This window comes from Burkholderia sp. BCC0398, from assembly GCF_902833245.1.
Classification (GTDB): Bacteria; Pseudomonadota; Gammaproteobacteria; order Burkholderiales; family Burkholderiaceae; genus Burkholderia; species Burkholderia sola.
Map to the genome: position 1 here is coordinate 70,355 of NZ_CADFEM010000007.1, position 13,986 is coordinate 84,340.

At 68.1% G+C, this 13,986-nt stretch carries 10 protein-coding genes; 5 read left to right on the forward strand and 5 right to left on the reverse strand.

Annotation, left to right across the window (positions count from 1 at the left end; all coding sequences use genetic code 11):
- Positions 1-7: 7 nt before the first annotated feature.
- From HWX76_RS16905 to HWX76_RS16915, 3 genes are all read left to right on the forward strand, one after another.
- On the forward strand, positions 8-2,395 hold the full coding sequence (locus tag HWX76_RS16905; RefSeq protein ID WP_050012041.1) for a fimbria/pilus outer membrane usher protein: 2,388 nt from the start codon (positions 8-10) through the stop codon (positions 2,393-2,395).
- Between the two features lie 89 nt (positions 2,396-2,484).
- The gene (argH, locus tag HWX76_RS16910) at positions 2,485-3,894 is read left to right on the forward strand and encodes an argininosuccinate lyase (protein ID WP_050012042.1); all 1,410 of its coding nucleotides are present in this window, start codon (positions 2,485-2,487) and stop codon (positions 3,892-3,894) included.
- 103 nt (positions 3,895-3,997) lie between these two features.
- Positions 3,998-4,681: an HAD family phosphatase gene (locus HWX76_RS16915; protein WP_176016072.1), complete on the forward strand. Its 684-nt coding sequence runs from the start codon at positions 3,998-4,000 to the stop codon at positions 4,679-4,681.
- An 80-nt stretch (positions 4,682-4,761) separates the two neighbouring features.
- On the opposite strand, the gene HWX76_RS16920 is transcribed toward HWX76_RS16915, so the two are convergent.
- The 5 genes from HWX76_RS16920 to apbC all read right to left on the reverse strand — a co-directional run bounded on the left by HWX76_RS16920 (position 4,762) and on the right by apbC (position 10,384).
- Entirely contained in the window at positions 4,762-5,580 is an 819-nt protein-coding gene (locus tag HWX76_RS16920; RefSeq protein WP_050012044.1) for a lysozyme inhibitor LprI family protein, read from the reverse strand.
- The gene (locus HWX76_RS16925) at positions 5,580-7,859 is read right to left on the reverse strand and encodes an arginine/lysine/ornithine decarboxylase (RefSeq protein ID WP_089488731.1); all 2,280 of its coding nucleotides are present in this window, start codon (positions 7,857-7,859) and stop codon (positions 5,580-5,582) included. The genes HWX76_RS16920 and HWX76_RS16925 overlap by 1 nt, the downstream gene beginning before the upstream one ends.
- Positions 7,860-7,940: 81 nt before the next feature.
- Entirely contained in the window at positions 7,941-8,510 is a 570-nt protein-coding gene (gene dcd, locus HWX76_RS16930) for a dCTP deaminase (RefSeq protein WP_006398615.1), read from the reverse strand.
- A gap of 112 nt (positions 8,511-8,622) precedes the next feature.
- Positions 8,623-9,159, reverse strand: coding sequence for a superoxide dismutase [Cu-Zn] (gene sodC, locus HWX76_RS16935; RefSeq protein ID WP_050012046.1), 537 nt, complete (start codon positions 9,157-9,159; stop codon positions 8,623-8,625).
- Positions 9,160-9,292: 133 nt separating this feature from the next.
- On the reverse strand, positions 9,293-10,384 hold the full coding sequence (apbC, locus tag HWX76_RS16940; protein WP_050012047.1) for an iron-sulfur cluster carrier protein ApbC: 1,092 nt from the start codon (positions 10,382-10,384) through the stop codon (positions 9,293-9,295).
- A 353-nt stretch (positions 10,385-10,737) separates the two neighbouring features.
- Here apbC and HWX76_RS16945 point away from each other — a divergent pair, with 353 nt between their 5' ends.
- Both HWX76_RS16945 and metG read left to right on the forward strand, forming a co-directional pair.
- Positions 10,738-11,385 (forward strand): OmpA family protein, encoded by a 648-nt coding sequence (locus tag HWX76_RS16945; RefSeq protein ID WP_050012048.1) that lies wholly within the window; start codon positions 10,738-10,740, stop codon positions 11,383-11,385.
- 379 nt (positions 11,386-11,764) lie between these two features.
- A complete protein-coding gene (metG, locus tag HWX76_RS16950; RefSeq protein WP_050012049.1) occupies positions 11,765-13,921 on the forward strand; it encodes a methionine--tRNA ligase in 2,157 nt (718 codons plus the stop codon).
- Positions 13,922-13,986 lie beyond the last annotated feature (65 nt).

Sequence of the window (13,986 nt, forward strand, 5' to 3'; positions counted from 1 at the left end):
CACGACGGTGCCCGTGCCGACGCCGAGCAAGACCCTCCGGCCCGACTGCCCCGTACGACACGCCGGGCCCGGCCGGCCCACCGCCGCGCCGCTCGCGCTGGCGCTGATACTGGCGCTGCGCGCGCTCGCCGTATGCGCGCAGCCGGCGCCGGTGCCGCCCGCCGCCGCGTCCGAAGCCGCGGCGCAAGCCGACGGGCTGTATCTCGACGTGTCGCTCAATGGCGAACCGACGCACCGGATTGCCCGGTTCCGGCAGATCGACGGGCGGCTGTATGCGGCGTCCACCGACCTGAACGACCTGGGCATCGCGACCGGTGGCCCCGCGAACGCGCCGTCGAACACGCTCGTCGCGCTCGATACGCTCGCGGGGCTGCACTACGACTACGACGCCGGCCGGCAGACGCTCGACCTGCGCGTGCCCGATGCACTGCGGATTCCGCACACGTTCGATACGCGCGCGCTCGCCGCCGCGCCGCCGGCCACGTCCGGCCGCGGCTTCGTGCTGAACTACGATGCGTACGCGCAAACCGTCGCGCGCGCACCGCTCGCGGTCTGGAGCGAGGCGCGCTATTTCGATCCGGCCGGCGTACTCAGCAGCACCGGCATCGCGTACCTGTACGACGATCGCCGGCGCTACGTACGCTACGACACGTCCTGGACCCGCTCGAATCCCGGCACGCTCACGACGACCCAGGTCGGCGACACGATTTCGTCGTCGCTGTCCTGGACGCGCTCGCTGCGCCTGGGCGGCGTGCAGTGGCGCAGCAATTTCGGCCTGCGCCCCGACCTCGTCACGTTTCCGGTGCCTGCACTGTCCGGCAGCGCGGTCGTGCCGACGTCGGTCGACCTGTACGTGAACAACGTGCGCCAGTTCAGCGGCAACGTGCCGAGCGGGCCGTTCGTGATCAACAGCGTGCCGGGCATCACCGGCGCGGGCAACGCGACGGTCGTCACGCGCGACGCGCTCGGCCGCGCGATCGCGACGTCGATTCCGCTGTACGTCGATACGCGCCTGCTCGCGCCCGGCCTCGCCAGCTATTCGGTCGAAGCCGGTTTCCTGCGCCGCGCGTACGGCACCGATTCGTTCGACTACGCGCGCACGCCGGCGGCGAGCGCCTCGCTGCGCTACGGGATCAGCGAGCGGCTGACCGTCGAAGCGCACGGGGAAGCGACGGCCGGCGTCTACAACGCCGGCGCCGGCGTGCTCGCGCGCCTCGGCGAGCGGGGCGTGGCGAACGCGTCCCTGGCGCTCAGCGCGCCGGGCAGGACCGGCGTGCAGGCCGGCATCGGCTACCAGTACGTGACGTCGCGCTTCTCGATCGACGCACAGACGCTGCGCGCATTCGGCGACTACGTCGACCTGGGCAGCCGCGAAGGCGTGCCGGTCTCGCGCGCCACCGATCGCGTGACGGTGTCGTTCCCGTTCCTGCGCGCGCAAACGCTGTCGTTCAGCTATCTGGCCCTCAAGTATCCGGGCGTCGCCGCGTCGCGGATCGGCTCGCTCGCTTACCTCGTCAACCTCGGCGGCCTGACCTCGATCACGTTCAGCGGCTTCCAGGACTTCCGGCAACGCGACGCGCGCGGCTTCTTCGTGAGCCTGAGCATCGGGCTCGGCGGCAACACGTCCGTCTCCGCGAACGCCGGGCGGCAGAACGGCGAATCGACCTACACGCTCAACGCATCGCGGCCGCCCGACTACGGCGGCGGCTTCGGCTGGAACGTGCAGGCCGGCGCCAACGCGGGCACGCGCTACGGGCAGGGCCAGCTGCAGTATCTCGGCCGCGCCGGCCAGCTCACGCTGCTCGCGCAATCGTTCGACGGGCGCGGCAACGCGGCGGCCGACATCACGGGCGCGTTCGTGCTGATGGACGGCCGGGTGATGACGGCGCGCCGCGTCGACGACGGCTTCGCGCTCGTCTCGACCGACACGGGGCGCGTGCCCGTGCTGCACCAGAACCGGCCGATCGGCGCGACGGACCGGGCCGGCTACCTGCTGGTGCCCGACCTGAATGCGTACCAGAACAATCGCGTCGCGATCGACGGCAGCGCGCTGCCGGCCGACGCGCGGATCGCCGACACGACGCTCGACGTCGTGCCGCAGGCCCGCTCCGGCGTGCTCGCGCACTTCGCCATCACGCGCTACAGCGCCGCGTCGATCGCGCTGCACGCGCCGGACGGCACGCCGCTTCCGCCGGGACTCGCGGTCCGCCACGTCGAAAGCGGCCAGCGCACGATCGTCGGCTACGACGGCCTGACCTTCGTCGACGGCCTCGTCGAGACCAACCACCTGGAGATCTCCGGCAGCGGCCGCGACTGCACCGTCGAATTCGCGTACCGGCGGCCGGACGACGGCACGCTGCCGCGCATCGGCCCGCTGACCTGCGGCCCGCGGTAGCGCGCGCCGGCCGCCCGCTTCGCGAATGTTAGAATCGCGGGATTCCCTCGGCGGCCCACGGCCGCCCAACTCCCCTTCGAAGAATCGCCATGACGTCCCAACTGCACAAAAAGGGCGAGGCCTGGTCGGCCCGCTTCTCGGAACCGATGTCGGAGCTGGTCAAGCGCTACACGTCGTCGGTGTTTTTCGACAAGCGCCTCGCGCTCGTCGACATCGCCGGCTCGCTCGCGCACGCGAACATGCTCGCCGCGCAGAAGATCATCAGCGCCGACGACCTGGCCGCGATCGAACGCGGGATGGCGCAGATCAAAGGCGAGATCGAGCGTGGCGAATTCGAATGGCAGCTCGACCTGGAAGACGTCCACCTGAACATCGAGGCGCGCCTGACCGCGCTGATCGGCGATGCCGGCAAGCGCCTGCACACGGGCCGCTCGCGCAACGACCAGGTCGCGACCGACATCCGCCTGTGGCTGCGCGGCGAGATCGACCGCATCGGCGGCCTGCTGAACGACCTGCGCGGCGCGCTGATCGACCTCGCGGAACAGAACGCCGACACGATCATGCCGGGCTTCACGCACCTGCAGGTCGCGCAGCCGGTCACGTTCGGCCACCACCTGCTCGCGTACGTCGAGATGTTCTCGCGCGACGCGGAACGCATGCGCGACTGCCGCACCCGCGTGAACCGCCTGCCGCTCGGCGCGGCCGCGCTCGCGGGCACCAGCTACCCGATCGACCGTCATGCAGTGGCGAAAACGCTCGGCTTCGACGGCATCTGCGCGAACTCGCTCGACGCGGTGTCCGATCGCGACTTCGCGATCGAATTCACCGCGGCGTCGGCGCTCGTGATGACGCACGTGTCGCGCTTCTCCGAAGAACTCGTGCTGTGGATGAGCCCGCGCGTCGGCTTCATCGACATCGCCGACCGCTTCTGCACCGGCAGCTCGATCATGCCGCAGAAGAAGAACCCGGACGTGCCCGAACTCGCGCGCGGCAAGACCGGCCGCGTGAACGGCCATCTGATGGCGCTGCTCACGCTGATGAAGGGCCAGCCGCTCGCGTACAACAAGGACAACCAGGAAGACAAGGAACCGCTGTTCGACACGGTCGACACCGTCGCCGACACGCTGCGGATCTTCGCCGAGATGGTCGCCGGCATCACCGTGAAGCCGGACGCGATGCGCGCGGCCGCGCTGCAGGGCTTCTCGACGGCCACCGACCTCGCCGACTACCTGGTCAAGCGCGGCCTGCCGTTCCGCGACGCGCACGAAGCCGTCGCGCACGCGGTGAAGATCTGCGACGACCGCGGGATCGACCTCGCCGACCTGACGCTCGACGAAATGAAGCAGGAGCTGCCGAACGTTGCGCACCTGATCGGCGACGACGTGTTCGGCTACCTGACGCTCGAAGGGTCGGTCGCGAGCCGCAACCATCCGGGCGGCACCGCGCCCGACCAGGTGCGCGCGGCCGTCAAGGCTGCCCGCGCCGCGATCGGCAAGTAACGACCCGCCGTCCCGGACGGACGCCTTCGGCGTCCGTTTTTCATTCGGGCGGCCGTTGCGCCGCCCGTCGCTTCCCCGCTTCACCGCTTCACGGACGCCCACGATGACCTTCTCCGCCGCGCTCTTCGACATGGACGGCCTGCTCGTCGATTCCGAGCGGACCATCATGAACACGTGGATCGACGTGTCGAACGCGCACGGCGTCGTGCTGACCGAGATCGATTACCTGCAGATCGTCGGCCGCTCGTTCGCCGAAGGCCAGGTGATCCTCGCGCGGCTGATCGGCGACGCCGACACGTTCGACGCGGTGCGCATCCGCGTGCGCGAGCAACTCGCCGCACCCGAACCCCATCCGAAGTTTCCGCTGAAGTCGGGCGCGCTCGCGCTGCTCGAAACGCTCGCGCAGGCCGGCATTCCGTGCGCGGTCGCGTCGTCGTCCGCGCGCGACGTGATCCGTGCGCGGCTCGACGCGGTCGGCGTGCTGCCGTTCTTCCGCGCGATCGCGGGCGGCGACGAAGTCACGCGCGGCAAGCCCGACCCGGCCGTCTACCGGCTCGCGGCCGAGCGTCTCGGCGTGCCGGCGCACGCGTGCGTCGCGTTCGAGGACAGCGACTTCGGCGCGCAGTCGGCCGCCGGCGCCGGCGCCGCGGTCGTCACCGTGCCCGACCTGAAAGCGCCGACGCCCGACATCGTCGCGCTGAGCCTGCACGTGCTCGCGTCGCTCGACGACGCGGTCGCGCTCGTGCCGTCGTGGTTCGGGCTGCAGGGCATGTCGCAGCCCGCGTAGGCGATACACCGCTCCAACGCAAAACGGGCACCCGAGGGTGCCCGTTTCATCATGTCGCCGCAGTCAAAAGCGGCGCGCCTTTACCGATTGCCGGCCGTCTCCGACAGCCGCTTCATCGTCGCGATGCGCGCGCCGATCAGGTCGACGCGTCCGTCCTCGCCGACGAGCGGCGCCGTCGCATCGCGGAACGCCACCCACGCGCGCTGCGCGCGCACGAGCGTCGCGGCCGAATGCGCGGGCATCTTGCGGTGCAGCTTCTGGTAATAGCGGTTCAAGTCGAATAACGCGTGTTCGCATGCGGCGTCCTGCGCGCACGGCCGCACGCGGCGGATCGCCGGATCGCGCGGCGCATTCGCCGGCTTGGCGCCGGCCGGCGCGACCCCACCGGCACCGCCCTGCGCACCGCTCGTCGCCGCGACCGGCACGGCGGCGGGCGGCGGCGCATAGCGATCGGCCGCGCCGCGCAGCGCCAGCGCGCGATCGCGCACCGGCTGCAACTGCAGGTCGGCGCTCGACATCGCATACGCGGTGCCGCGCGTCGTGTCGTACACGGCCTTCAGCAGCAGCACTTCGTCCTTGCGCCACGTGAGCCAGCGGCGCTGGCTGTCCTGCCAGCCGCGCTTCGCGTCGGCCGGCGCATCCTTCAACAGGCGCTGGTACGCGCCGTCCATCACGGCCTGCCACTGCTGCTGCGCTTCGCCCATGCACTGGATCTGCCCGGCCGGCGACGACCGATCGCGCCGCGCGAGGCATTGCCGCATCGCGACGTCGATCGGGTCGGCCGCCGCGACTTCCGCATGGGCGACACTCGCGCCCGCGAGCGCCGCCAATCCTGCCGCCCAGACGACGAGCGCGGCCAGCGCCGCGCGCATCGTCCGGATTCGTCCGTGCGCCGCCATCAGTCGCGCACGCAGTCGACGAAGTACTCGACGCGGCCGTTCACCTCTTCCGCGACGAGGCCGTGGATGTCGGTGTGGAAGCCCGGGAAGCGCTCGTTGAAGTCGCGCGCGAACCGCAGGTAGTTCACGATCGTCTTGTTGAAGCGCTCGCCCGGGATCAGCAGCGGAATGCCCGGCGGGTACGGCGTGAGCAGGATGCTCGTCACGCGGCCCTCGAGCTCGTCGAGCGGCACGCGGTCGATCTTGCGGTGCGCGAGCTTCGCGAACGCGTCCGACGGCTTCATCGCCGGTTCCATGTCCGACAGGTACATCTCCGTCGTCAGGCGGGCGATGTCGTTCGCGCGGTACACGTCGTGGATCTGCGTGCACAGGTCGCGCAGGCCGACGCGCTCGTAGCGCGGATGCTGCGCGACGAATTCCGGCAGCACGCGCCACAGCGGCTGGTTGTTGTCGTAGTCGTCCTTGAACTGCTGCAGCTCGGTCACCATCGAGTTCCAGCGACCCTTCGTGATGCCGATCGTGAACATGATGAAGAACGAGTACAGGCCGGTCTTCTCGACGATGATCCCGTGCTCGGCCAGGTACTTCGTGACGATCGCGGCCGGAATGCCGGTCTCGCCGAACTCGCCGTCGACGTCGAGCCCCGGCGTGATGATCGTCGCCTTGATCGGGTCGAGCATGTTGAAGCCTTCCGCGAGCGGGCCGAAGCCGTGCCAGTGGTCGTTCGGCTTCAGCATCCAGTCTTCGCGCGACCCGATACCTTCCTCGGACAGGTTGTCCGGCCCCCACACGCTGAAGAACCAGTCGTCGCCGTATTCGGCGTCGACCTTGCGCATCGCGCGGCGGAAGTCGATCGCCTCGGCGATCGATTCCTCGACGAGCGCGGTGCCGCCCGGCGGCTCCATCATCGCGGCCGCGACGTCGCACGACGCGATGATCGCGTACTGCGGGCTCGTCGACGTGTGCATCAGGTACGCCTCGTTGAAGCGGTGCTTGTCGAAGGTGCGGTTCTCCGAATCCTGCACGACGATCTGCGACGCCTGCGAAATGCCCGCGAGCAGCTTGTGCGTCGAGTGCGTCGCGAACACGAGCGCGCCGGTGCGCGGACGGCCGTCGCCGATCGCGTGCATGTCGCGGTAGAAATCGTGGAACGTCGCGTGCGGCAGCCACGCTTCGTCGAAGTGCAGCGTGTCGAGCAGGTCGCCGAGCAGGTCCTTGATCATCTCGACGTTGTAGACGACGCCGTCGTACGTGCTCTGCGTGATCGTCAGGATCCGCGGCTTCATGTCCGGGTTCTGGCGCAGCGCCTCGCGCGCGAACGGGTTCGCCTCGATCTTCCGGCGGATGTTCTCCGGCTTGAATTCGTCGCGCGGGATCGGCCCGATGATGCCGAAATGGTTGCGCGTCGGCGTGAGGAACACGGGGATCGCGCCCGTCATCGTGATCGCGTGCAGGATCGACTTGTGGCAGTTGCGGTCGACCAGCACGATGTCGCCCGGTGCGACCGTCGCGTGCCAGACGATCTTGTTCGACGTCGACGTGCCGTTGGTCACGAAGAACAGGTGATCGGCGCTGAAGATGCGCGCCGCGTTGCGCTCGGACGCCGCGACCGGGCCGGTGTGGTCGAGCAGCTGACCGAGTTCGTCCACCGCGTTGCAGACGTCCGCGCGCAGCATGTTCTCGCCGAAGAACTGGTGGAACATCTGGCCGAGCGGGTTCTTCAGGAACGCGACGCCGCCCGAGTGCCCGGGGCAGTGCCACGAGTACGAGCCTTCGTCCGCGTACTTCACCAGTTCCTTGAAGAACGGCGGCGCGAGCGAATCGAGATAGACCTTCGCCTCGCGGATGATGTGGCGCGCGACGAACTCCGGCGTGTCCTCGAACATGTGGATGAAGCCGTGCAGTTCGCGCAGGATGTCGTTCGGCAGATGGCGCGACGTGCGCGTCTCGCCGTACAGGAAGATCGGGATGTCCGCGTTGCGGCGGCGCACTTCGGTGACGAACGCGCGCAGCTCGATGATCGCGGTCGCGAGCTCCGGCAGCTCGCCGTCCGGGCCGGTTTCGCCGAGCATGAGTTCGTCGTCGTCGATCGACAGGATGAAGCACGACGCGCGGCTCGATTGCTGCGCGAACGACGTCAGATCGCCGTAGCTCGTGAGGCCGAGGACTTCGACGCCCTCCTTCTCGATCGCTTCGGCCAACGCCCGGATGCCGGAGCCCGAGATGTTCTCGGAGCGGAAATCTTCGTCGATGATGACGACGGGGAAACGAAACTTCATGGGCGATTCTCCAAAAAGAACGACCGCGGCGCGTCACGCGCAGCGGTCACCCGGAAACTGGTGAGACGTTATGCAACCAGATCAGGTTTTCGGCAGCGTGACACCGCGCTGCCCCTGATACTTGCCGCCGCGATCGGCGTACGACACGTCGCACACCTCGTCGCTTTCGAAGAAGAGCACCTGCGCGACGCCTTCGTTCGCGTAGATCTTCGCGGGCAACGGCGTGGTATTCGAGAATTCCAGCGTGACGTAGCCTTCCCATTCGGGTTCGAACGGCGTCACGTTGACGATGATCCCGCAGCGCGCATAGGTCGACTTGCCGAGGCAGACGGTCAGCACGGTGCGCGGGATGCGGAAATATTCGACGGTGCGGGCCAGCGCGAACGAATTCGGCGGGATGATGCACACATCGCCCTTGAAATCGACAAACGAACCCTCGTCGAAGTTCTTCGGATCGACGATCGTCGAGTTGATGTTCGTGAAGATCTTGAATTCGTCCGCGCAGCGGATGTCGTAGCCGTAGCTCGACGTGCCGTAGCTGACGATCCGGCGGCCGTCCTCGGACGCGCGGACCTGATCGGGCACGAACGGCTCGATCATCTTGTGCTCTTCGGCCATGCGCCGAATCCATTTGTCGGACTTGATGCTCATATCTGGGCGCCTGGAAACGCTGCGTGACAATCAGGGAGGGCCGCTCGCGCGAGGCGGCGGCCGGGAAAGGCGGACATTTTACGCGATCATCGGCCCACGCACGCGGCGGCCGTCAACGGATCACGCCGCAAGCCAGCGCAGGCCCCGCGCCATGCTGCGAAAACGCGGGGTCGCTCGCGTCGCGGTGCACCAGCGCCGCGCGGTTCATCGCCGAGCGCACGCCATCGAGGGCCAGATCGGGCGCGACGATGAAGCCGGCCGCGACGCCGTTCGCATCCGCGTGGATGTTGCCGAGATCGCCGGCGACGCGCGCGCCCGCGCGCAACCGGTCGGCGGCCGGCGCGAACACCTGGCCGGCGCTCGAGCCGTCGCCCGCGTTGCAGTCGCCGCGTTCGTGCACCTGCAGCGCGTGATCGCTGTTCGGCGGCAGGCCGACCAGGTTGTAGGTGACCTGCACGCCGTCCGGGCGCTCGACGAACGTCACCGCGCCACGCGCCTGCGAGCCGACCGTCGGCTGCAGTTGCGCGTCGGCCCGTTTTTCGTGCGACGAGGAAAAGGAGGTACAGCCGGCCAGCAGGCCCAGCGCGGCGGCGGCCAGCAGCGCGCGCCGCGCGCGGCCGGCGCGCACGCCGTGATGTCGTTGTTTCATTCGATCCTCATGCCGGCTGGCGACCGTTCGAGACGACGGCCGCGCCGGGCGGGTAAAGGGACCCGGGAAAAGTCGCCATGATACCGCGCCTCGCGGCGCAGCAAACAGCGTGAGGCCCCGCCCCGCAAGGGTTTTACGTATTTTGAACAACGATCGACGGGAACTTCGACGTCATGTCGCGCGATCGCTCGGCAATCGCCAGCGCGACCCCACGCGCGATGTCGCGGTAACGACGCGCGAGCGCGCCTTCGGGATCGGCCGCGACCGTCGGCGTGCCGCTGTCGGCGCGCTCGCGGATCGCGATGTCGAGCGGCAGGCTGCCGAGCACGGTCACGTCGTAATCCTTCGCCATCCGCTCCGCCCCGCCGGCGCCGAAGATGTGCTCCTCGTGGCCGCAGTTCGAGCAGACGTGGATGCTCATGTTCTCGACGATGCCGAGGATCGGGATCCCGACCTTCTCGAACATCTTCAGCCCCTTCTTCGCGTCCAGCAGCGCGATGTCCTGCGGCGTCGTGACGATCACCGCGCCGGTGACGGGCACGCGCTGCGCGAGCGTGAGCTGGATGTCGCCCGTGCCCGGCGGCATGTCGACGATCAGGTAGTCGAGCTCGCGCCAGTTGGTCTGGCGCAGCAGCTGCTCGAGCGCGGACGTGGCCATCGGGCCGCGCCACACCATCGGGTTGTCTTCCTCGATCAGGAAGCCGATCGAGTTCGCCTGCAGCCCGTGGCCGACCAGCGGGTTCATCGACTGGTTGTCCGGCGACTCGGGGCGCTGGCCGTGGATGCCGAGCATCGTCGGCAGCGACGGGCCGTAGATGTCGGCGTCGAGAATGCCGACCGACGCGCCTTCCGCGGCGAGCGCGAGCGCGAGATTGACGGCCGTCGTGCTCTTCCCGACCCCGCCCTTGCCCGACGCGACCGCGACGATGTTCTTCACATTCGGCAACAGCTTCACGCCGCGCTGTACCGTATGCGCGACGATCTCCTGCGACACGGCGACGCGCGCGTCGCGCACGCCCGGCACGGCCTGGAGCGCTGCGGCGACGCGCGCGCGCACGTCGTCGTGCTGGCTGCGCGCCGGATAACCGAGCACCACGTCGAGCGCCACGACATCGCCGTCGATCGCGACGTTGCGCACGCCCTTGTTCGCCGCGTACGGGCGGCCGGTATTGGGGTCGACGACTGCCGCCAGCGCGGCGTCGACTTGGGCCCGGTCAATGCTCATCGAAACTCCGTGAAAACGTTTTTCTCGCGCGCAAAACGTCAAAAAATATCAAATTCCGCGGCGAAATTCGGGAAAAGTGAAAGAATCTGTTGCACGCCATTGCGCGAACGCGCGACCCGGCGCACTCTTCGCGTGCGGCATGCTATAGGGCCAAATCGGCCACTCACCGCCTATATTGTAGAGGCTGACGCGTCGCACTGCCCGAACAGCCACGCTGACGGACAGGGCATGCGAGCGCCTCGGCGGCTGCCGCGAGCGCCGGCCGGCCTTCCTTTTTCGGACGGCCCGCGCAGGGAGCCATCACTGTTGTTTGTCGTCGTTGTCGACTCGTTCAACCAAGAGAGGAATCCAAGATGAACATGAAAATCGCGACTCGCCTGTCCGTCTTCGCACTCGCCGGCGCGCTGCTGGCAGGCTGCGCCACGCAGCAAGGTAACAACACGGCCGTCGGTACCGGCACGGGTGCGGCGCTGGGCGCGGGCATCGGTGCACTGGCCGGTGGCGGCAAGGGCGCGGCGATCGGCGCGGGCGTCGGCGCACTGGTCGGCGGCGTGACGGGTTACAACTGGCAAGCGATCAAGAACAAGCTCGCGCCTTCGGCAGCGCAGACGGGCACGCAGGTCACCGAGCAGCCGGACGGCTCGCTGAAGCTGAACGTGCCGAGCTCGGTCACGTTCGCGACGAACCAGTACGCGATCACGCCGGCGTTCACGCCGCTGCTGAACGACCTGGCGACCACGCTGAACCAGAACCCGCAAGTGACGGCGTCGATCGTCGGCTACACGGACAGCACGGGCTCGGCGCAGCTGAACCAGACGCTGTCGCAGAATCGCGCGCAAAGCGTCGTGAACGCGCTCGTGCAGCGCGGCGTGAACGGCGGCCGTCTGTCCGCGCAAGGCATGGGCCCGTCGAACCCGATCGCGGACAACGCGACCGAAGCCGGCCGCGCGCAGAACCGCCGCGTCGAGATCTACCTGCGCGCGCCGCAACAGCATCAATAAGCGCGACCACGAGAGGAAATGTGCGGGCGCCGCGCCCGCACTGCCCCGCCTGACAAGGCGTTGGGCGGGGCCGGTAACAAATCGAAAAAATTTTCGAACTTCTGTCGCAGGCCGTGGTCAGTATTTACGGTACGCGGCTGGTGTTGCCGGCGCGTCACCATTCTCCTCTTGTCGTTGTTGCTCCGGGGCCGTATCCGCCCCGGTTTTTTTTGCCCGCAGAATTCGTGTTGCGCTGCAGCACAACACCCCCCGGCACGCCGCGCGGGCGCCCCTGCCCGTTCCGGCGCCCGGTCCGCGGCGCCCGCCCGCCGCGCTGGCCCGCGCCCCTGCTAGAATCGCGGTTTCCCGTCGTTTTTCCCGCTGTTCTTCTCCAGACACTATGTCCGCATCCGACCTCACCTCCGTGCAGGCTGCGGCGCCGCAAGGCAGCCGCCAGATCCTCGTTACGTCCGCACTGCCCTATGCCAACGGGCAGATCCACATCGGCCACCTGGTCGAGTACATCCAGACCGACATCTGGGTGCGGACGCTGCGAATGCATGGCCATGAGGTCTACTACATCGGCGCCGACGATACGCACGGCACGCCGGTCATGCTGCGCGCGGAGAAGGAAGGCGTGACGCCGAAGCAGCTGATCGACCGCGTGTGGACCGAGCACAAGCGCGACTTCGACAGCTTCGGCGTGTCGTTCGACAACTTCTACTCGACCGATTCGGACGAGAACCGCGTGCTGAGCGAGAAGATCTATCTCGCGCTGCAGGAAGCCGGCCTGATCGCCGAACGCGAAATCGAGCAGGCCTACGATCCGGTCAAGGAAATGTTCCTGCCGGACCGCTTCATCAAGGGCGAGTGCCCGAAGTGCCACGCGAAGGACCAGTACGGCGACAGCTGCGAAGTGTGCGGCTCGACGTACCTGCCGACCGAACTGCTGAACCCGTATTCGGTCGTGTCGGGCGCGACGCCGGTGCGCAAGACCTCGAAGCACTACTTCTTCCGCCTGTCCGACCCGCGTTGCGAATCGTTCCTGCGCGAATGGGTGAGCGGCCTCGCGCAGCCCGAAGCGACCAACAAGATGCGCGAATGGCTCGGCGACGCCGGCGAAGCCAAGCTCGCCGACTGGGACATCTCGCGCGACGCGCCGTACTTCGGCTTCGAGATCCCGGGCGCGCCCGGCAAGTATTTCTACGTGTGGCTCGACGCGCCGGTCGGCTACTACGCGAGCTTCAAGAACCTGTGCGACCGTAACGGCATCGATTTCGACGCGTGGATCCGCCCGGGCTCGACGGCCGAGCAGTATCACTTCATCGGCAAGGACATCCTGTACTTCCACACGCTGTTCTGGCCCGCGATGCTCGAGTTCTCGGGCCATCGCACGCCGACCAACGTGTTCGCGCACGGCTTCCTGACCGTCGACGGCGCGAAGATGTCGAAGTCGCGCGGTACGTTCATCACCGCGCAGAGCTACATCGACACGGGCCTGAACCCCGAGTGGCTGCGCTACTACTTCGCGGCGAAGCTGAACGCGACGATGGAAGACATCGACCTGAACCTCGACGACTTCCAGGCGCGCGTGAACAGCGATCTCGTCGGCAAGTACGTGAACATCGCGAGCCGCGCAGCCGGCTTCCTGATCAAGCGCTTCGACGGCCGCGTGCAGGACAGCGCGATGAATCATCCGCTCGTCGCGAAGCTGCGCGATGCGATTCCGCAAATCGCCGCGAGCTACGAAGCACGCGAATACGGCCGCGCGCTGCGCCACACGATGGAGCTCGCTGACGAAGTGAACGCGTACGTCGACGGCGCGAAACCGTGGGATCTCGCGAAGGATCCGGCCAACGCGGTCGCGCTGCACGAAACCTGCAGCGTGAGCCTCGAGGCGTTCCGCCTGCTGTCGCTCGCGCTGAAGCCGGTGCTGCCGCGCGTCGCCGAAGCGGTCGAGGCGTTCTTCGGGATCGCGCCGCTCGCGTGGGCCGATGCCGCAAAGCCGCTGTCGTCGGCGCAGCCGATCAAGGCGTACCAGCACCTGATGACGCGTGTCGACGCGAAGCAGCTCGAAGCGCTGCTCGCCGCGAACCGCGATTCGCTGCAGGCCGAGGCAACGGGTGCGGCCGCCGCGAGCGCGAACGCCGCGAAGGATGCGAAAAACAACGCGAAGGCGAACGCGAAGCCGGCCGCCGCGAACGGCGCCGACGATGCACCGATCTCGATCGACGATTTCGCGAAGATCGACCTGCGCATCGCGAAGATCGTCGCGTGCCAGGCCGTCGAGGGCTCGGACAAGCTGCTGCAGCTCACGCTCGACGTCGGCGAGGAAAAGACCCGCAACGTGTTCTCAGGCATCAAGTCCGCGTACCAGCCCGAGCAGCTCGTCGGCAAGCTGACGGTGATGGTCGCGAACCTCGCGCCGCGCAAGATGAAGTTCGGCCTGTCCGAAGGGATGGTGCTCGCCGCGTCGGCCACCGACGAGAAGGCGGAACCGGGCCTCTACATCCTCGAGCCGCATAGCGGCGCGAAGCCGGGCATGCGCGTGAAGTAAGCGAAACGCGCTGCTGCTGGCGCAAAAAAGCCCCGCACGGTTTGAATCGTGCGGGGCTTTTTTAT